The sequence below is a fragment of the Ensifer sp. LC163 genome (genome assembly GCF_001695855.1).
Classification (GTDB): Bacteria; Pseudomonadota; Alphaproteobacteria; order Rhizobiales; family Rhizobiaceae; genus Ensifer.
This window is the reverse complement of the sequence record NZ_MBSS01000012.1, coordinates 635,247-653,890: the sequence shown is the minus strand read 5'-3', so window position 1 is coordinate 653,890 and position 18,644 is coordinate 635,247. Positions and strand designations below refer to the sequence as shown.

General features: G+C 62.5%; 15 protein-coding genes. 7 read left to right on the top strand and 8 right to left on the bottom strand.

Translation table 11 applies throughout. From position 1 onward, the window contains the following. Window positions 1-8: 8 nt before the first annotated feature. Both BC360_RS13065 and lpxK read left to right on the top strand, forming a co-directional pair. Window positions 9-713 carry an HAD family hydrolase gene (locus BC360_RS13065; RefSeq protein ID WP_065795448.1) on the top strand — a complete coding sequence of 235 codons (705 nt, stop codon included), beginning with the start codon at window positions 9-11 and terminating at the stop codon, window positions 711-713. Between the two features lie 376 nt (window positions 714-1,089). Continuing rightward, window positions 1,090-2,130, top strand: coding sequence for a tetraacyldisaccharide 4'-kinase (gene lpxK / locus BC360_RS13055; RefSeq protein WP_065782812.1), 1,041 nt, complete (start codon window positions 1,090-1,092; stop codon window positions 2,128-2,130). An 89-nt stretch (window positions 2,131-2,219) separates the two neighbouring features. Here the strand turns inward: lpxK and BC360_RS13050 are convergent, their stop codons facing one another. Further along, window positions 2,220-2,453, bottom strand: coding sequence for a DUF2093 domain-containing protein (locus tag BC360_RS13050; protein ID WP_053250845.1), 234 nt, complete (start codon window positions 2,451-2,453; stop codon window positions 2,220-2,222). A gap of 98 nt (window positions 2,454-2,551) precedes the next feature. Then, entirely contained in the window at window positions 2,552-4,360 is a 1,809-nt protein-coding gene (gene mutL / locus BC360_RS13045) for a DNA mismatch repair endonuclease MutL (protein ID WP_065795446.1), read from the bottom strand. 405 nt (window positions 4,361-4,765) lie between these two features. Here mutL and BC360_RS13040 point away from each other — a divergent pair, with 405 nt between their 5' ends. Both BC360_RS13040 and BC360_RS13035 read left to right on the top strand, forming a co-directional pair. Further along, window positions 4,766-6,490 carry a response regulator gene (locus BC360_RS13040; RefSeq protein ID WP_065795445.1) on the top strand — a complete coding sequence of 575 codons (1,725 nt, stop codon included), beginning with the start codon at window positions 4,766-4,768 and terminating at the stop codon, window positions 6,488-6,490. Between the two features lie 265 nt (window positions 6,491-6,755). Next, window positions 6,756-8,102 carry a putative bifunctional diguanylate cyclase/phosphodiesterase gene (locus BC360_RS13035; protein ID WP_244512728.1) on the top strand — a complete coding sequence of 449 codons (1,347 nt, stop codon included), beginning with the start codon at window positions 6,756-6,758 and terminating at the stop codon, window positions 8,100-8,102. A gap of 20 nt (window positions 8,103-8,122) precedes the next feature. On the opposite strand, the gene BC360_RS13030 is transcribed toward BC360_RS13035, so the two are convergent. After that, the gene (locus tag BC360_RS13030) at window positions 8,123-9,055 is read right to left on the bottom strand and encodes a LysR substrate-binding domain-containing protein (protein ID WP_065795444.1); all 933 of its coding nucleotides are present in this window, start codon (window positions 9,053-9,055) and stop codon (window positions 8,123-8,125) included. A gap of 90 nt (window positions 9,056-9,145) precedes the next feature. On the opposite strand from BC360_RS13030, the gene BC360_RS13025 reads away from it, so the two are divergent. Both BC360_RS13025 and BC360_RS13020 read left to right on the top strand, forming a co-directional pair. Then, on the top strand, window positions 9,146-10,696 hold the full coding sequence (locus BC360_RS13025) for a trimethylamine methyltransferase family protein (RefSeq protein ID WP_065795443.1): 1,551 nt from the start codon (window positions 9,146-9,148) through the stop codon (window positions 10,694-10,696). 94 nt (window positions 10,697-10,790) lie between these two features. Next, the gene (locus BC360_RS13020; RefSeq protein WP_065795442.1) at window positions 10,791-12,839 is read left to right on the top strand and encodes an NADH:flavin oxidoreductase; all 2,049 of its coding nucleotides are present in this window, start codon (window positions 10,791-10,793) and stop codon (window positions 12,837-12,839) included. A gap of 125 nt (window positions 12,840-12,964) precedes the next feature. Here the strand turns inward: BC360_RS13020 and BC360_RS13015 are convergent, their stop codons facing one another. Together BC360_RS13015 and BC360_RS31525 are read right to left on the bottom strand one after the other, a co-directional pair. Then, a complete protein-coding gene (locus BC360_RS13015; RefSeq protein ID WP_065795597.1) occupies window positions 12,965-13,561 on the bottom strand; it encodes a PRC-barrel domain-containing protein in 597 nt (198 codons plus the stop codon). Window position 13,562: 1 nt separating this feature from the next. Beyond that, window positions 13,563-13,742 carry a hypothetical protein gene (locus tag BC360_RS31525; RefSeq protein ID WP_208858175.1) on the bottom strand — a complete coding sequence of 60 codons (180 nt, stop codon included), beginning with the start codon at window positions 13,740-13,742 and terminating at the stop codon, window positions 13,563-13,565. Window positions 13,743-13,928: 186 nt separating this feature from the next. Here BC360_RS31525 and BC360_RS13010 point away from each other — a divergent pair, with 186 nt between their 5' ends. Beyond that, the gene (locus BC360_RS13010) at window positions 13,929-15,038 is read left to right on the top strand and encodes a hypothetical protein (protein WP_065782805.1); all 1,110 of its coding nucleotides are present in this window, start codon (window positions 13,929-13,931) and stop codon (window positions 15,036-15,038) included. Window positions 15,039-15,302: 264 nt separating this feature from the next. On the opposite strand, the gene BC360_RS13005 is transcribed toward BC360_RS13010, so the two are convergent. The 3 genes from BC360_RS13005 to BC360_RS12995 form a co-directional block, all read right to left on the bottom strand. Beyond that, on the bottom strand, window positions 15,303-17,027 hold the full coding sequence (locus BC360_RS13005; RefSeq protein WP_065795441.1) for an IlvD/Edd family dehydratase: 1,725 nt from the start codon (window positions 17,025-17,027) through the stop codon (window positions 15,303-15,305). Window positions 17,028-17,108: 81 nt separating this feature from the next. Next, window positions 17,109-17,993, bottom strand: coding sequence for an SMP-30/gluconolactonase/LRE family protein (locus BC360_RS13000; protein ID WP_065795440.1), 885 nt, complete (start codon window positions 17,991-17,993; stop codon window positions 17,109-17,111). Further along, a complete protein-coding gene (locus BC360_RS12995) occupies window positions 17,993-18,628 on the bottom strand; it encodes a 2-dehydro-3-deoxy-6-phosphogalactonate aldolase (RefSeq protein WP_065795439.1) in 636 nt (211 codons plus the stop codon). Before BC360_RS12995 ends, BC360_RS13000 begins: the two co-directional genes overlap by 1 nt. Window positions 18,629-18,644 lie beyond the last annotated feature (16 nt).

The following is an 18,644-nucleotide window of genomic DNA, read 5'->3' as shown; positions in this document are numbered from 1 at the left end:
AGATCACCATGAGCGCACCGACAGCCATCGCCGGTATCCTGTTCGACAAGGACGGAACGCTTCTCGACTATGCCAAGAGCTGGGTGCCGGTGAACTACGAGCTGGCGAAGATAGCGGCCAAGGGCGACGAAGCCCTGGCCCGCATGCTGCTCAAGGCGGGCGGCATGGATCCGGACACCGGCCATGTGCTGCCCGACAGCCTGCTTGCCGCCGGAAACACGGTCGAGATCGCAACCGGCTTCGTCGCTGCCGGCGCGCCGTTTACCGTGGAGGCGTTGACGACGCTGTTTGACGGGTTGTTTGCCCGTTCGGCCGAATATGCGGTGCCGGTCACCGACCTCGGTTCGTTCTTTGCCGGTCTGCATGCCAAGGGTTATCGCCTCGGTGTGGCATCCAGCGACAATGAGCGCTCTATCCGCGAAACCGCCAGGCGCTTCGGCTTCGACGGCTATCTGCATTATGTCGCCGGCTACGACAGCGGCTACGGTGTCAAGCCGCAGCCTGGCATGGTGCTCGGCTTCTGCGCGGCCACGGGGCTCGATCCGCAACAGGTCGTGGTCGTCGGCGACAACAATCATGACATGCATATGGGCCGCAGCGCCGGCGTGGGCATGACCGTCGCTGTCCTGACGGGCACCGGCTCGCGCCAGTCGCTGGCCGATGCCTCCGACCATTGCCTGGCCGATATCACCGAACTCGAAGCCGTCCTCTAGGTTTTTCGCTGAGCCGCATTTCTTTCGCGGCCACTCTCAAGGGCTACGAACGTGGTCCTCTGATCACCAGAGGATCGATAAAACCAACGCCGACAGCCGATGCCGTGACGGTACTGCAGGATAAAGGCCTTGCCGTCCGCCGGCTCGAGAGCGGATTTCCGGATTGGAAGGCGGCCGGCCTTGCGGTCGAAAGCGCCGCCTAAGCTTCCAAGGAAGTGTACGGAACTCCGCATTGTCTTGTGCCGCTTGCCTTTTTCCGCGTTCTGACGTTTTTTGTCGGCAGGCATGCCGCCGACGGTTTTTCGGGCAGCGGCAGGCAAGATATGCACCGTCCTTCCGAGAAGGACAAAGACGGCCGGGGGCTGCGGAAACAAAGATGGTATCGGAAGCGCCGCCGTTCTGGTGGACCAAGGCGGATTGGCGTGCCCGTGCTTTGTGGCCGTTTTCCTGGATCTATGGGCGTATTGCCGGCCTGCGCATGGATCGCGGCCACCGGGCGTCCGTGTCGGTCCCGATCATCTGCATCGGCAACTTCACGGTCGGCGGTGCCGGCAAGACGCCGACGGCGATCGCGCTTGCACGCGCCGTCAGGGCCAAGGGTCTGAAGCCGGGGTTCCTCAGCCGCGGCTATGGTGGGTCGCTCGACGTGACGACGATCGTCGATCTGGAGCACCACAGGGCGCGTGACGTCGGCGACGAGCCGTTGTTGCTGGCGCGCGAGGCGCTGACGGTGGTGTGTCGGCGCCGCGTCGACGGAGCTCGCCGATTGGTGGCCGAAGGTGCGGATATCATCATCATGGACGATGGTTTCCAGAGCGCGCGGCTCGCCTTCGACTTCGCGCTACTCGTCATCGATTCCCGTCGTGGTATCGGCAACGGTTACCTCGTGCCGTCAGGTCCCGTGCGTGCGCCGCTTTCAAATCAGTTGCGCCACGCAACGGCGCTGTTGAAGATCGGTGACGGGGTAGAGGCCGACGCCCTGATCCGCCGTGCCGCACGGGCGGGCAAGCAGATCTACGAGGCGGAAGTCGTGCGCCTCGACGACGGCTCGCTGAACGGAGTCAAGGTGCTGGCCTGGGCCGGTATCGCCGATCCGGAAAAATTCTATCGCACCGTGCGTGAGACCGGAGCCGTAATTGAGGAAACGCGCAGCTTCCCCGACCATCATCATTTTTCAGAGGACGAGATATCGGACCTCCTCGACCGCGCCTCAGCACTCGGCTGCGTCCTCGTGACCACGGCCAAGGACATGGTTCGCCTGGAGCCCGGTCATGGTAGGGCAGCGGAATTGGCTGGGGCAAGCCGGGTGATTGAAATCGACGTGCACTTCGACGATCCGTCGGCGCCCGCGAAGATCGTGACAGCCGCGCTGTCGGCGGCACGCGCCCGCAAGCTGCGGGAAGCGGAGCAGAAATAACGTTCGATCGGCGCGGCAGAGCGTTTCCGTCTTAAACGGAGACCTGGACACGCTCTATCACTTCGTTTCGCGCTTTCCCTGGAAAGGCTTTAGCGGCGCTGGTTGGGCAGGGCGCCCGCGCGCTTCTCCGCTTCGAGAGAGGCTTCCGCGTCGACATAGGGCTCCTGGCGGGCAACGCTCCAGTAGCGCAGTTCGTCGACCGGGATGGTTTTGCCCGTCATCGCGCAGATCACATGCGAACCGGCAAGAACGATCTGAAAGTCACCGTCGAGATAACGGATCTTCGCTTCGCGCGAGGCGCTTCCTTCAAACCGGTTCATCATCTTCAAGGCCTGTTTCGTCTTCTTGGTCGGTTCTCTGATCTAGCCCGGCGCCCGGTAAAATGCCAGCGCATTTCGCCGTTGCAGACCCGTTCACGGTGTCAGCTCCTGCCGAACAGCCGCTCGATGTCGGAGAGCTTCAGCTCGATGTAGGTCGGCCGGCCATGATTGCACTGGCCGGAGCCCGGCGTTGCTTCCATCTGGCGCAGAAGAGCGTTCATTTCCTCGGTGCGCATCCGGCGGCCGGAACGAACCGATCCATGGCAGGCCATCGTTGCGGCGAGATATTCAAGCCGGCTGGCAAGCCCGTTGGCCGTGTCCCATTCGGCAATTTCGTCCGCGAGCTGGCGCACCAGCCCCGCGGCATCCATTTCGCCCAGCATCGCCGGCGTTTCCCGCACCGCGATGGCGCCGGGTCCGAAGCGCTCGATGCCAAGGCCGAGGCGACCCAGTTCGTCCGCATGCGTCATCAGCCGGTCGCAATCGTCTTCGGAAAGGTCGACGATTTCCGGGATCAGCAAAGCCTGGGCGGCGACGGGCTTCGAATGCAGCGCCGTTCGCATGGTTTCGAAGACGAGGCGTTCATGGGCGGCATGCTGGTCGACGATGACGAGGCCATCCTGCGTCTGCGCGACGATGTAGTTTTCGTGAAGTTGCGCGCGCACGGCACCGAGCGGAAAGGATTGTGGTGCCGGCGCGTCTGCGATCGCCCGCTCAGGCTCGGGCAAAGGCGCTGCCGTCCGGGCCGAGGGCGCGGTGAAGGCGGCGAAGCTTGCCTGCGGCGTCTCGGACAGGCCGCGATCCATCGTCTCGAAATGCGTCGGCCGGTAGGGCGAGCTTTCCGCGCTCCATGGCTGGCGCGGCCGGAACGGTTCGGTGCGGAACGCCTGCATCATCCCGCTCGCGCCCGTCGTCGACGCCCGGTCGCCCTCCCGCGCCAGAGCTTGACGGATGGCACCGATGATCAGCCCGCGAATGAGGCCCGGATCGCGGAAGCGAACGTCCGATTTCGCGGGATGCACGTTGACGTCGACGAGTGCCGGGTCGAGCGTGATCGACAGCACCGCCACGGGATAGCGGCCATGCGGGATCGTTTCGGAATAGGCCGCGCGAATGGCGGACAACAGTTGCTTGTCCTGGACCGGACGACCGTTGACGAAGACATATTGCTGCAGCGAGTTGCCGCGGTTGTAGGTCGGCACCCCGGCAAAGCCGGTCAGCTGGATGTCCTCGCGCTCGGCATCGATCTCTATGGCGTTGTCGCGAAACTCCTTGCCAAGCACCTGCGCCATGCGGGCGAGCCGGTCGTCGCCCGTCGCCGGAAACTCCAACGTCGTTCGATCCGATCCGGACAGTACGAAACGCACCTTCGGAAAGGCAATCGCCATACGGCGCACCACATCCGAAATTGCCGATGCCTCGGCCTTTTCCGACTTCATGAACTTGAGCCGGGCAGGGGTCGCAAAGAACAGGTCGCGGACCTCGACGACCGTACCGGTATTGGCGGGCGAAGGGCGAACGGAATCCGTCCTGCCGCCGGCAATGGTGATGACGGCGCCCTCGGTGGCACCAGCCGTCCGGGTGGTGATCGAAAGCCGGGAAACCGATCCGATCGAGGGCAGGGCCTCGCCGCGAAAACCGAGCGTGCGGATGTCGAACAGGTTGTCGTCGAGTTTTGACGTGCAGTGGCGCTTGACCGCCAGCTCCAGGTCGGTCGGCTGCATGCCGGCGCCGTTGTCGGTTACGCGCAGCAGCGTCTTGCCGCCGCCGGCGGTGGCGATTTCGATCCTGGTCGCGCCGGCGTCGAGCGCGTTCTCGATCAGTTCCTTGGCGGCACTGGCGGGACGTTCGATGACTTCGCCGGCGGCGATCTGATTGATGAGGGTCTCGGAGAGCTGCTTGATGGCCATGCTCTATTTTCCCGGATTCGGCGACGGAACGGAAGCGGAAATACGGGTCTGTCCCCGTCTGGCATCTCCGATCACCAAATTCTGGTTGTGCAGCCCATTGGTGCACCAAAAAATGAGACGAGGATTTAATTGCCCCTTAACATTCTGCTGCGATTTTCCACAACAACCTGAATGATCACGGGTTTTGTCTTTGGAGCACTGCGGCGTTGCTGGACGTCGTGTCACCCCGCTCGAAGAGACGCCTTCCAAGGCCATCCCAGCATGTCCCGAAATGAAACCGCCGCAACAGCGCCGCGCGTCTTATTCGACGCGTCAAGGTCGCTGTGGCACTTTGAATGGCTGCATGTTTCCTTAAATCGGGAGACGATCTAAGGAAACATGCAGTAGGCGAGTGAGGACAGTGCAATGAACGATGGGGCGCCGAACGGCGCGGACATCAACAGGATCATTCTCGAGTCGAGCTGCGATGCGCTCGGCTTTGCGATGCTCGTCTGCGGCCGGGACGACACCATCCTCTTTGCCAGTCGCACCATGCTGCAATATTTCCCCGTACCTGCCGAGATGCTGCTGCCGGGAACCCGCCTGCGCGATTTTCTCGGCGCCGTCTACGACACCGGCGTTCGCCCCGGCACCGTTCCCGAAAACAGCCGCCGGCGGACGAACCGCGAGGACTGGATTGCCGAGCATATGGCGCTGCACTGGCGCGAGCGCTACGAGAATGTCGAGCGTTCCGGCCGAACCCGATGGGTGTCGATGCGCAAGCGCCGCCTCTCCAGCGGTATCGGCATCCTGTCGATCACTGACGTTTCCGACCAGAGGAAGCGCGACGAGCAGCTGCAGACGGATCTCGAGCGGGTCGAGTTGACCGAGGAAATCCTCGACGCTCAGCCCAATCCGATCTGCGTCAAGGATCGCAACCTCAACTATATCGCCGTCAACAAGGCGTTCTGCCTCATCCACGACCTTTCCCAGGAGGCGATCCTCGGACGTTCGGCCTGGGATCTGGTTGAAAGCGATCTTGCCGAACGTTTCGAGCAGTCCGATCGGCGCGTGCTTGAAACCGGCAAGCCGCATTCGGAAGCGGAACATATCGTGCGCGCCGATGGCAGCGATCTCTGGGTTCTCACCCGCAAATATCGCGTCGGCATGCCCGGCCGCCATTTCGTCGTCAGTTGCATGAACGACGTGACTGATATCGCCGGCTGGTACAATGGCTCCGAGGATGGGTCTGCCCCCTCCGGCGGTCTCCAGATCAACGACTACAGCATTTTTGCGCCGGCCCAGAATTTCTATGATCCGTTTCGCGCGCTGAACGTGCAGCAACTGGTCGGAGCGGGATCGATGATCGAGACGCTTCCAGCGCGTGGCCTGCGCGTTCTGCTTGCGACTGCCGATCGGCTGACGGAAGAACGGCTGGTGACGCGCCTGCGCGGCTCGGGCCTCGAGGCCTGCGCAGTGCGCAACGTCGACGAATTGACCGCCTTCGGTAGGGCGTCCGACAGCGCCGGCCTGAAGCTCGACGTTCTGCTCCTCGACGGCGCCTTTCCGGATGGTGAGCATATCGCGACGGCCTGGCGCAACTGCCCCGTCGTTACCGTCGAAGCCGATCAGGATGCTGCGGCGGTGCTTGCGGAGGTATTCCGTGTTTGCGCCGAGCGCCCGCAAGCCTCGCCACTCCTGCAATCGGACTGGTCGCTCTCCTTCGAGGACGAAGCTGCTTCAGCCGTTCCGGTTTCACAGGTCGATGTCCTCGTTGCCGAGGACAACCAGATCAACCAGTTCGTCTTTACCCAGATCCTCGAAGGGCTCGGTGTCTCGCACCGCATTGCCGCCAATGGCCGCGAAGCCGTCGAACTCTGGCATGAACTTCAGCCGGCGCTGGTGCTCATGGACGTGTCCATGCCTGTCATGAACGGCTTCGAGGCGGCAGTTGCCATTCGAACCGCGGAAAAAGTGAAAGGCGTGAGAACACCGATCATCGCCGTGACCGCCCAGGCCCTCGACATCGACCTGCAACAGTGCAAGGCATCGGGTATGGATGATCACATCATGAAGCCGGTCAGCCCCGACATGATCGAGGCCGTGCTGCGAAAATTCATGCCGGCAAAGGCGATGCGAACGACAGGTTGATCGAAAATCGTGTCAACTCGCTAGAATTGGGGATGTCGATGGCAGATCTTGGAGCGAGGCGATATCGGATTGTTAACCGCCGATTGCGATCGTCTGCAGCGTATTGCCAAAAAGTGTAGAGCCCCGCAGGAATGCATCGCAACCCCTCAGCCGTCAACGTCGGAACCTTGCCGGAAGCGCGCCGCCGCTCCGCGGGCCGGCCTACCTTGTCGGCTACCGGGCGTGGACGGCCGGGCTCACTTCAGATCCGGGGACTTGGCCGATGATGTCGGGGGAAACTCCCTATCACCGCATCGGCAGGGAGCCTCTGGTCGTGGACGGCTCGATCGATCCGTTGACCGGGCTCGGCAATGCGCGCCAGCTCCGCAAGACCGTTTGCGATCTGGCCGAAGAGCGCGCCAGCGATCCCGCTCCCTTTACCATTGGCCTTGCCAATATCGATGGCTTCAAGCCGATCAACGATCTTTTCGGCCCACGCGCCGGCGACGAGATCCTCTGCCAGGTCGCCCATCGGCTGCAAGCCTGCGCGCCAGAGGGCGCAACGATCATCCGCTCCGAGAACGACGAGTTCGCCTTCGTCCTGCCGCTCGTCTTCGAGCGCAAGGGCGCGGAGAAAGTCGGCCTGATGCTGAAAGAGGTGCTGTCGGCGCCCTTCGATCTCGGCGACCGCAACGTCCGTCTTTCGGCTTCTTTCGGTTTTGCCGTCTATCCCTTCGCCGGCGAAGTGTTCGAAGATCTGCTGAAAAGCGCCGACACGGCGCTCTATCGTTCCAAGCGCCGCGGTCGCGGCCAGATCACCGTCTATTCCCAGGAAATTGCGCAGGAGATGAAGCGCGCGACGCAGCTCGAACAGGCGCTGCGCAATGCGATCATCGCCAACGAGGTGGATGTGCATTTCCAGCCGATCGTCGATCTGCGTAACGACGCGGTCGTCGGCTTCGAGGCCTTGGCGCGGTGGTGCGATGCCGATCTCGGTTATGTCTCGCCGGCCGTCTTCGTGCCTTTGGCGGAGGAGCGCGGTTTCATCGAATCGCTGGCCGAGACGCTGCTGCGCAAGGCGGCGCACGCGGCACTTTCCTGGCCGAAGGAGCTCTTCCTGTCGTTCAACCTGTCGTCGGCGCAGTTGATGGATCCGGCCACCAGCCACCGGCTGTTGACGATTATCAACCAGATCGGCCTCGATCCGCGGCGGCTGGAACTGGAGATCACCGAGACGGCCGTGATGGCCGATGCCGAGACCGCCCAGAAGATCGTGACCGAGTTGCGGGCGGCGGGCGTTCGCGTCTCCCTCGACGATTTCGGCACGGGCCAGTCGAGCCTTGGACGCCTTCGCGACTTCTCCTTCGACAAGGTCAAGATCGATCGGGCCTTCGTGTCGCGGATTTCGGCCGACCGGGCCTCTGAACATATCATCAAGGCCATCGTCTCGATGTGCGAAGGTCTGGAGCTTGAGGTCGTCGCCGAAGGCATCGAGGATTTTTCCGAGGCGTTGAAGCTGAAGGCGCTCGGCTGCGGCATGGGCCAGGGCTACTTCTACGGCAAGCCGGCTGATGCTGTCGCGACAATGCGCTACCTCTCGGACCGCTATCGCGACGTCGCAGCTCAGCTCTAGGTGTTGCCCTAGGCCAGGCGTCAGTCCTTGGCGCCCTCCGCCCGGTTTCTCGTGCCTTCCGCCAGCAACCAATCCCTCACCCGGCGCGCCTGGTTGTTCAGCTCGCGCGAGCGCGGCCAGACGACGTAAAACGCCAGCCCGGTCTTCAGCACATGGCCGCCGACGGGGACCAGGGCGCCGGAGCGAACCTGCGGATCGGTCAGGTGCTCCCAGCCGAGCGCCACGCCTTCGCCAGCAAGCACCGCCTGGATCACCAGGACATAGTCGTTGATGGCAAGGCGCCGCGCCTGAGGTGGGTAGGGGAGGCCGGCGCTGGAAAACCATTCGGTCCAGTCGCAGGCGCGCCGGACCGGTTCCTCCAGATGAATGAGGTTGTGGCGCAGCAGGTCGGCCGGCGTGCTCGGCAGCCCATGCTGCTCGATATAGGCAGGTGTCGCCACCGCATTGACGACCTCCTCGGCAAGAAGGGCGGCATGGTAACGCGGCCAATGGCTCGGATCGCCGCCGCGGATGCCAAGCGGGATCGGCTCCTCGTCGAGGTCGAGATCGCGCACGCTCGTCTGGATCCTGAGATCGATCTCCGGCAGATCCTCGCGCATCCGGTTGAGGCGCGGCAGCATCCACATCGAGGCAAAAGCGGTCGATGCCGCAAGCGTCACATTGGTCTCGCGCCCCTTGGAGCGGATGTCTTCCGCCGACTTCTGAATTCGCGAGAGCCCGACGGAAACGTCGGCGTGGAATTTCTCGCCCGCCTCCGTTAGTTCGACGGCGCGATGCACGCGGTGGAAGAGCGGCACGCCCAATTGTTCTTCCAATCCGCGAATGGCGTAGGAGACGGCGGCCTGCGTCATGCCGAGCTCGCTGGCGGCGCGGGTAAAATTCTGATGGCGGCCGGCCGCCTCGAACACGATGAGGCTGGCTGCAGACGGGAGCAGGCGACGCAGGTTTTCCATAACTTATGCTTATCGCATGGCTCAATTTTTTCCAGCGTTACAACGTGATTTTTCACCAATACCATCACCTTGAATGATGGGAGGACGTCGATGGAAATGACGACTGTGACAGCGGGCGAAGCGCCCAGACGGACAAGAGGCTCAAGGCCGCAGCGCGGCGGCGTCAGCGCCAAGAGCCTTGGCGTCCCCTACATCACTCGCAACATCCCCACCTACGATATCCTGGGTGAGGAAAGCCTGACCCGCATCGAGAAGGTCGCCGATCGCATCCTTGCCGAAGTCGGCATCGAATTTCGCGACGATCCGGCATCTCTCGATCACTGGAAACGCGCCGGCGCCAAGCTGGATGGGGTCCGGGTGACGTTCGAACCTGGAATGCTGAAGGAGCTCGTGCGCTCGGCGCCGCGCCAGTTTACCCAGCATGCTCGCAATCCCGCCCGCAGCATCGAAATCGGCGGCAACAATGTCGTGTTCTCGCCGGCCTACGGCTCGCCCTTCGTCACCGATCTCGACAACGGCCGGCGTTACGGCACGATCGAGGACTTCCGCAATCTGATCAAGCTGGCGCAGTCGAGCCCCTGGCTGCACCATTCTGGCGGAACGATCTGCGAGCCGGTCGATGTGCCGGTGAACAAACGCCACCTCGATATGGTCTACAGCCACATCAAATATTCCGACCGGGCCTTCATGGGTTCGATCACCGCGGAGGATCGCGCCGAAGATTCGATCGAGATGGCGCGCATCCTCTTCGGCCGCGATTTCGTCGATGCCAATTGCGTCATCCTCGGCAACGTCAACGTCAACTCGCCGCTCGTCTGGGACGGCACCATGACGAAGTCGTTGCGGGCCTATGCACGGGCAAATCAGGCGGCGGTCATCGTGCCCTTCATCCTCGGCGGTGCCATGGGGCCGGTCACCAATGCCGGCGCCATCGCCCAGTCCTATGCCGAAACGCTGGCCGGATGCGCTTTGACCCAGCTCGAGCGCAAGGGCGCGCCGGTTATCTTCGGCAACTTCCTGTCGTCCATGTCGTTGCGCTCGGGCTCGCCGACCTTCGGCACGCCGGAGCCGGCGATCGGCAGCATGGTCGTCGGGCAACTCGCGCGCCGGCTCGGTCTGCCGCTGCGCTGTGCCGGCAATTTTTCCAACGCGAAACTGCCGGATGCGCAAGCGATGCAGGAAGGCGTCATGTCGATGCTGTCGGCGGTGCATTGCGGCGCTAATTTCATTTTGCACTCGGCCGGCTTCGTCGATGGGTTGCTGGCGATGTCCTACGAAAAATTCGTCATGGATACGGATTTCTGCGGCGCGTTGCATTCCTATCTCGCCGGCGTCGTCGTCGACGACAACACGCTGGCCATGGACGCCTTCCTGCAGGTCGGGCCGGGCAGCCATTTCCTCGGCTGCGACCACACCATGCGCAACTACCAGACCGCCTTTTGGGATTCGGCCCTGTCCGACAACGAGCCTTTCGAGAAATGGGCGGAAGAGGGCGGAACCGATATGGCGGTGCGGGCCAACCGGAGCTGGAAGAAGACGCTGGCCGAATACGAAGCGCCGCCGCTGGACGTGGCGATCGACGATGCTTTGATCGACTATGTCTCTCGCCGCAAGAACGGCATGGCGGACGCCTGGTACTGAGCCGACGCCACCCCCTCACTGGGGATGTGCAGAACAAGAATGATGGAGTGCCCCGGTCCACTTCAGCGGACAAGCGGTGCTCAAGGGAACAGAAATGACGCTGCCGAAAGACCCGCTGCTCCAGCCCTATCGCCTCAAACATCTGACGCTCAAGAACCGGATCATGTCGACTTCGCACGAGCCGGCCTATTCCGAAGATGGCATGCCGAAGGATCGCTACCGCCTCTATCACCTTGAGAAGGCCAAGGGCGGCATGGCGCTGACGATGACGGCGGGATCTGCCATCGTCTCGGAGGATTCGCCACCCGCCTTCGGCAATCTCCACGCCTATTCCGACGAGATCGTGCCCTGGCTGAAGAAGATCGCCGACGACTGTCACGAGCACGATACCGCGGTGATGATCCAACTCACCCATCTCGGCCGTCGCACCGGCTGGAACAAGGGCGACTGGCTGCCGGTTCTCTCCGCCTCGCCGGTGCGCGAAGCGGCACACCGCTCCTTTCCGAAGGAGATCGAGGATTGGGACATTGAACGCATTGTCGGCGACTATGCGTCAGCCGCCGCCCGCATGCAGGCCGCAGGCCTTGATGGCATCGAGCTTGAGGCCTACGGCCATCTGATGGACGGCTTCTGGTCGCCGGCGACAAACCATCGCGACGATGACTTCGGCGGTTCGCTCGACAACCGCCTGCGCTTTACCGACATGGTGCTCGATGCGATCCGCAAATCCGTCGGGCCGGACTTCATCGTCGGCATGCGCATGGTGGCAGACGAGGATTGGGACAAGGGGCTGTCGAAGCAGGAGGGCATCGAGATCGCCCGCCGCCTGGCAAACTCCGGCAAGGTCGATTTCCTCAACATCATCCGCGGGCACATCGATCATGATGCGCCGCTGACCAAGGTCATCCCGATCCAGGGCATGGCCGCGTCGCCGCATCTCGATTTTGCCGGTGAAGTGCGGGAGGCCACGAAATTTCCGGTTTTCCATGCGGCCCGCATCGCCGATGTCGCAACGGCACGCCACGCAATCGCCGAGGGCAAGCTCGACATGGTCGGCATGACCCGCGCCCATATCGCTGACCCGCATATCGTCAGGAAAATCGAAGAGGGCCGGGAGGCTCAGATACGCCCCTGCGTCGGCGCCACCTACTGTCTCGACCGCATCTACGAGGGCGGAGGTGCGCTCTGCATTCACAATGCGGCGACCGGGCGCGAGGCGATCGTGCCGCACGTCATCTCCAAAAGCGGCGGGCCGAAGCGAAAGGCCGTCGTCGTCGGTGCCGGCCCGGCCGGCCTCGAGGCGGCGCGCGTGCTTGCCGAGCGCGGCCATTCCGTCGAAATCCTGGAGGCAACCGGCCAAGCGGGCGGACAGATCCTGCTTGCCCAGCGCAATCCGCGGCGTAAGGAACTGATCGGCATCGTCGACTGGCGGCTGTCGGAGCTGGAAAGGCTCGGCGTGCCGATCCACTACAACGTCTTTGCCGGTGCCGACGATGTTCTGGAGCGCTCCCCCGATCTTGTCGTCGTCGCCACAGGCGGCATCGCGCAAAACCCTGTTCTGGAGGCGGGGGGCGATCTGGTCGTGTCGAGCTGGGATATCATTGCCGGTACGGTCAAGCCGGAGGGACCGGTGCTGCTTTATGACGACAACGGCGCCCATAGCGGCATGACTGCGGCCGAATTGATTGCGCATGCTGGCGTCGAGTTGGAAATCGTTTCGCCCGAACGCATGTTCGCGCCCGAAGTCGGCGGCATGAACCATGTGCACTACGCCAAGACGTTTGCCGACCACAATGTCCGGGTGACGATCAATACCCGCCTGAGATCGGTTCGACGGGAGGGCAATGGCCTTGTGGTGACGCTTGGTTCCGATTTTTCCGATACGGCATCAAGCGAACGGCGCGTGGCTCAGGTGGTGGTCGAACACGGCACCGTGCCGATGGACGATCTCTATCGCGAGCTGAAGCCGGTTTCCCGCAATCTGGGCGCCGTCGACTACAAGGCGCTGCTTCGGGGCGAAAACCCGATTAAGCCTCGCAATCCGGGCGGGAGCTTCGACATGTTCCGCATCGGCGATGCCGTCGCCAGCCGCAACATCCATGCCGGCATCTATGATGCGCTGCGCTACGGCGTGCTGGTCTGAATAAAAGAGCGGCAGTGCAAACGCCGCCGCTCCATCTCCTGGCCGTCTATCGGTCCAGTCCTGGCCGTCTATCGGTCCAGTCCTGGCCGTCTATCGGTCCAGTCCTGGCCGTCTATCGATCCAGCTTACTGCTGGGTACCCTCAGCCGGCGCCGGCTGCATCGTGGTTGCCGGTACCGTTCCGGTGGTCGAGGAGGTCGTCGATGTGTCAACCGGCTGGTTGGCGTTCTGTTCGGCGACCTGCTGCGCCTTGGTCTTGAACTCCGGAGCCGCCTTCAAGGTTTCAGCGGTTTCTGTCGTCGTAAGCTTCAAGGCATCCGTATTGGGCTGCTCGGAGATCTGAATGCGATCGAACGGGACCGCCACGTTCTTCTCGCCGAGGCCCAGGAAGCCGCCGACACCGATCACCGCGGCTTCGACGCCGCCGTCCTTCTTGATGATCAGGTCGTTAATTTCGCCGACCTTTTCGTCGCCGGCATTGTAGACGGTCTGGCCGACATAGGTGCTGGTCGCGATCTGGTCGCTGGCCTGCTCGGTCAGGTAAGTCCCGTCAGACTTGGCCATGTCGGCAGGTGCTTCGGCACCCGGAACCGGCTGGATTTCCATCGTCTGCGGCTCGGCCGGCTTAGGCTGGGTGGCGTCCTGAGCGAAGGTCATCGGCGCGAACGCAACACTCGCGATAAGCGCACCGGCCGCAACGGAAGATACAAGTTTCTTGGTCATGTCAAACTGCCTTTCCTTGACGTTGTCGATCAAGGCGCGGTCCTGATTGTCGCCAGGTTTCCACCGCACCGGTGATATCAAAGCAACGCCCGACGACAGAAACGGTTCCAGAAAATTTTGAAATGATCGCGCCGGGAATCGGGAAGTCATGCGCCGGTTTCCGATGGTCGTCGATCAACATCGCCGACGGCCGTGGCGCATTTTTTGCCAGATGTCCGCCCGCCATCGCCCCATCTTTGTATTTTAGCGATTTATTGATTGCTTCATTACATTCACAAAATCTTGAGTGTTCTTGCCGATACTTACTGAAGGCAGGACAGGGATCTTATCATGGATAATCCATCCTGTTGATCTGGACGGTTCCCCCATGTTTCTGCCACGACGATTTCTCTCCGTTTCCCTGCTTTCCGTTTTGGTGATGGTCTGCCTTGTCGGGATTGAGCGCAGCCTGTTCGGCGTGCGCTACTTTTCGGAGCGAATGCCACAGGTCGAGCCCTACAACCTTTGGCATGCATGGGTGGCGCTCAGCCTGTCGCTTGCGGCCATCCAGGGGTTCACGCGTGATGCGTCCTGGTTGGGCACGCCTGTCCTACGGCTGGCTTCGCGCCGCGAACTCTGGATCTCCCTCGCCATGTTGGTCCTTTCGGCAGCGGCCGGCCTGCTTTTTACCGTCGATCCCGCGACCTTCAGCGCCCTGGCCCGCGAGGACAATATCTTCGAATGGCTTTCCGCCCTGTTGATCTTTGCCTCAAGTGTCTTTTTCGCATTGGCGGCGATCGGTCAGTTTCGCTGCGCGTACGATGGAGCCGGTCGCATCGCATGGCTCGCGGCCTGCGCTGCAGGGTTCTTTAGTCTTGTCCTTTTCATCGTCGGCATGGAAGAGATATCCTGGATGCAACGCGTGTTCAGCATTTCCACGCCGGACGCATTGCTTGGCCTCAACAAGCAGCAGGAATTGAACCTGCACAACATCTCCACAGGCTTTTCAGAGCTGCTTTATTATACCGGCAGCTTCCTGCTGTTGACGCTCGCGCCCTTTATCTGGCTTTACCTTCGCAAGGGCTTTGCGCTCGGACGGCTCGAAGCCTTCGCGCCCAGCGTTCTGGTGCTTTCGGCAAGCGCACCGATGGCGGCGTTCAACAGCGACAATTGGAGCATGCTGCCGACCCAGATGATGGTGATGATGACCGTGATCATCCTCTTGGTGATTGCCGATCTCGCGCTGCGGAGCGGGCTGTGGCGGGAGTTCAGCGTGCTGACCGGCGCCGCCATCCTGATCGTCGCGATCCAGGAACTGTTCGTGCTGCAGGCACACGAACTCGTGCGCATCTGGGATCCGACCGAATATAAGGAACTCTTCATTGCCGTTGGCCTCGCCATCTATGGCTATGAGACCTGGTCGCGTCTGCGTTCGACGGCGCCGGCAAGAGCTTTTCCCGGAAAAGTGCGAAGCGGCTTTCCGTCAGGAAATGCGTAGAAGCAAAATTAGAGAGTGTTTCTGCAGCTCGATCCAGACCGGAAACGCTCTAACGAGTTGCGGATCGGTCGCCGATCGATGGCAGGATAGAAGAAAACCCCGCCGAAGTGGCGGGGTTCCTTTACAGCGCCGCGCGTCTATTTAGACGCGCAAAGGTCGCTGTAACACTTTGAGTTGCTGCATAATTTTGTCCTTAGATCGATTCCGATTTAAGGAATTATGCAGTAGGAACGTCGGACAGCTCAGCCGTAGCAACGGCTGTCTTCAGTGGCTTTCGCGCAGAACCTCGCTGCCGCTTCCGCCGACGAGGAAGTCCAAGTCGGCGCCCTTGTCGGCCTGCAGCACCGTGTCCTGGTAGAGCTTGTAGTAGCCGCGCGTCCACTTCTGCTCCGGCGGCTGCCAGGCAGCCATGCGGGCTGCAAACTCTTCCTCGCTGATCATCAGGTTGAGCTCGCCCTTCATTGCGTCGAGCCGAATTCGGTCGCCGGTTCTCACGATCGCCAGCGGTCCGCCGGCGTTCGATTCCGGGCTGACATGCAGCACGACGGTTCCGAAGGCCGTGCCCGACATGCGGGCGTCCGAAACGCGCACCATGTCGCGCACGCCCTTTTCGACCAGCCGGCGCGGGATCGGCATGTTGCCGACCTCCGCCATGCCGGGATAACCCTTGGGGCCACAGCCCTTGAGCACGAGAATCGTGTCCTCTGTCACCGGCAGATCCGGATCGTCGATCTTGGCCTTCAGATCTTCGATCGTCTCGAAGACATAGGCCGGGCCCTCATGCGCCAGCAGATGTTCGCTGGCGGCCGACGGCTTGATGACCGCGCCGTTCGGCGCCAGGTTGCCCTTGAGCACGCGAATGCCGGCTGCCGCCCGCAGCGGGTTGTCGAGCGGACGGATGACGTCGTCGTTGTAGACTTCGGCGTCTTCCCAGTATCGGCTGATCGGCATGCCGAAGACTGTTGGCGCATCCGCATGCAGCAGATGCTGGATGCGGTTCATCACGGCTGGCAGGCCGCCGGCATAGGCGAGATCCTCGATCAGGTATTTGCCGGATGGCATGCAGTTGACGATGCAGGGCACCTGACCGCCGACGCGGTCGAAGTCCTCGAGACAGAGATCGACGCCGGCACGACCGGCGATCGCCAGCATATGCACGACCGCATTGGTCGATCCGCCGACCGCAGCGTTGGCGATGATGCCGTTCTCGAAGTTCTTCTTGGTCAGGATCTTCGACAGGCGCAGGTCCTCATGCACCATTTCGACGATGCGCTTGCCCGTCATGTGCGCCAGCGCCATGCGGCGCGCGTCGACGGCGGGAAGGGCGGCGTTGGTCGGAAGCGACAGGCCCATCGCCTCGACGATCGAAGCCATGGTGGTGGCCGTGCCCATGGTCATGCAGACGCCCGGCGAGCGCGACATGCCGCTCTCGGCCGCCATGAACTCCTGAACGCTCATCTCGCCGGCGCGCACGGCTTCGGAAAACTTCCAGACGTCGGTGCCCGAGCCGATGTCCTTGCCCTTCCACTTGCCGTTCAGCATCGGTCCGGAGGAAACGACGATCGTCGGCAGGTCCACCGACGCTGCACCCATCAACTGGCCGGGTGTCGTCTTGTCGCAACCGCCGAGCAGCACGACGCCGTCGATGCCATAGGCGCGGATCGCCTCCTCCACGTCCATCGCGAGCAGGTTGCGAAACAGCATGGCCGTCGGTCGCATCTGCGTTTCGCCGAGCGAGGAAACCGGAAACTCGAGCGGAAAGCCGCCGGCCTCCCAGACACCGCGCTTCACGCCCTCTGCCAGAATGCGCAGGTGGCTGTTGCACGGGGTCAGTTCCGACCAGGTGTTGCAGATGCCGATGATCGGACGCCCGTCGAAAACATGGTCCGGAAATCCCTGGTTCTTCATCCAGGAGCGATGGATGAAACCATCCTTATGGGTGCCGCCGTACCAGTGACGGCTGCGCAGTTCTTTCTTCTTGTCGCTCATGCGAACTTCCTCCTCACCATGCGATTGATCGCGTGGAAGAATTGTATGACTTTTTATTGGCGTTTCGCCAAGAGCTTCCGATCAGAGATGGAACGACGGTTCGAACCGGCCCTTGACGCTGACGCCGAGATCGAAGGTCTTGCCGGCATGCGGATCGGCTGCGCGCGCCGCTTCGTCCAGGTCCTGCCAAGCCGACGTCACCAGCATGCGGTCGGCCCTCGGTCCGATGAAGGCCGTGCAGCTCGGCTGCGTCGTCGGCATCGCATAGCGCGCGATCCGCACGCCGTCGGGCCGATAGACGTCGACCGTGCCGCTGCCCCAGCGGGCATTCCAGATCAGACCGTCGGCATCGCAGACCGAGCCGTCAATGCCGCCGGCCTCGCCGCTGCCGTCGACGAGCAGGCTGGGTTCGCCCTTCGGCAGGCCGGTTTCGGCATCGACGTCGACGCGCATCAGGTGGTTGATGTCGGTGTCGACGAAATAGGCAACGGTCCCATCCGGCGAAAAGCAGATACTGTTGGGAATGGTGATCCGGTCATAGAGCTTGGTCACCCTTGTGCCGGCGACGTGATAGATCGCGCCCGCTTCCTTCTCGGCGCTGCGGCCCATGGTGCCGATCCACAGCGAACCGGAAGCATGAACGCGGCCGTCGTTCGAGCGATTGCCTGGCTTGTCTTCCAGCGTCGTCACGAGGCTGAAGGCGCCTGTCTGCGTATCCCTGAGGAAAAGCCCCTGGTCGGAAGCGATCAGTTGCCGCAACGGATCGATGACGGCAAGCACGCTGCCCAGGAACGGAAGCTCGTGCACGGCCTTGCGGCCGGTTTCGAGATGCAGCTCGTGCAGCTGCTGGCCCTTGATGTTGAACCACCAGGCGGTGCCGCTGCCGGGGTCGTAAGTCGGGCCTTCCCCGAGGATCGAGGTCGATTCGCAAAGGATGCTGCCGGAAAAGGGAATGGTATCGCTCATCATCGCGCTCCGTAGACGGCGTCGTAGGCCTTGACTGTCGCGACGGCGCGCTTGCCGACGTCGGAGGCACTCATGCCCGGCTTGTAGAGGCTTGAGCCGAGCCCGAAGCTTCTGATACCGATCTTGGCATAGTCGGCGAAGTTCTCCTCCGACACGCCGCCGACAGCCGCCACTTCGACATCGGTCGGCAGCACGGTGCGGATCGCAGCGATGCCAGACGGGCCGAGCACGCTTGCCGGGAAGAACTTGAGGCCGGTTGCGCCTGCCGCGGCGGCTGCAAGTGCTTCCGTCGGGGTGAAGACGCCGGGCATGGTCACCATGCCCTTTTCCGCCGCCAGCCGGATCACCGCCGGCTCGACATTCGGGCTGACCATCAGTCGGCCGCCGACATCGGCAAGCTGTTCGACCTGTGCCGTCGTCAGGACGGTGCCGGCGCCGATCAGGCAGCCTTTCGGTGCCATCTTCACGGCGGTTTCGATCGATCGGAACGGGTCGGGCGAATTGAGCGGGATCTCGATCGCGGTAAAGCCCGCTTCGATCAGCGTGCCGACGACGCCTTCGGTTTCCTCGGGCTTGAGGCCGCGCAGGATGGCGACCAGCGGGTATTTCATCGGCGGGAAGGGGATACGGGTCATAGCAATAGTCTTTCGG

Excerpts from the sequence above, each read along its gene's own strand:
- BC360_RS13000 (WP_065795440.1), bottom strand. The coding sequence starts at position 17,993 with ATGAGCGATACCATTCCCTTTTCCGGCAGCATCCTTTGCGAATCGACC.
- BC360_RS13040 (WP_065795445.1), top strand. The coding sequence starts at position 4,766 with ATGAACGATGGGGCGCCGAACGGCGCGGACATCAACAGGATCATTCTC.
- BC360_RS13050 (WP_053250845.1), bottom strand. The coding sequence starts at position 2,453 with ATGATGAACCGGTTTGAAGGAAGCGCCTCGCGCGAAGCGAAGATCCGT.
- BC360_RS13010 (WP_065782805.1), top strand. The coding sequence starts at position 13,929 with ATGTTTCTGCCACGACGATTTCTCTCCGTTTCCCTGCTTTCCGTTTTG.
- BC360_RS13015 (WP_065795597.1), bottom strand. The coding sequence starts at position 13,561 with ATGACCAAGAAACTTGTATCTTCCGTTGCGGCCGGTGCGCTTATCGCG.
- BC360_RS13030 (WP_065795444.1), bottom strand. The coding sequence starts at position 9,055 with ATGGAAAACCTGCGTCGCCTGCTCCCGTCTGCAGCCAGCCTCATCGTG.
- BC360_RS13035 (WP_244512728.1), top strand. The coding sequence starts at position 6,756 with ATGTCGGGGGAAACTCCCTATCACCGCATCGGCAGGGAGCCTCTGGTC.
- BC360_RS31525 (WP_208858175.1), bottom strand. The coding sequence starts at position 13,742 with ATGTTGATCGACGACCATCGGAAACCGGCGCATGACTTCCCGATTCCC.
- mutL (WP_065795446.1), bottom strand. The coding sequence starts at position 4,360 with ATGGCCATCAAGCAGCTCTCCGAGACCCTCATCAATCAGATCGCCGCC.
- BC360_RS13005 (WP_065795441.1), bottom strand. The coding sequence starts at position 17,027 with ATGAGCGACAAGAAGAAAGAACTGCGCAGCCGTCACTGGTACGGCGGC.
- BC360_RS13065 (WP_065795448.1), top strand. The coding sequence starts at position 9 with ATGAGCGCACCGACAGCCATCGCCGGTATCCTGTTCGACAAGGACGGA.
- BC360_RS12995 (WP_065795439.1), bottom strand. The coding sequence starts at position 18,628 with ATGACCCGTATCCCCTTCCCGCCGATGAAATACCCGCTGGTCGCCATC.
- BC360_RS13025 (WP_065795443.1), top strand. The coding sequence starts at position 9,146 with ATGGAAATGACGACTGTGACAGCGGGCGAAGCGCCCAGACGGACAAGA.
- lpxK (WP_065782812.1), top strand. The coding sequence starts at position 1,090 with ATGGTATCGGAAGCGCCGCCGTTCTGGTGGACCAAGGCGGATTGGCGT.
- BC360_RS13020 (WP_065795442.1), top strand. The coding sequence starts at position 10,791 with ATGACGCTGCCGAAAGACCCGCTGCTCCAGCCCTATCGCCTCAAACAT.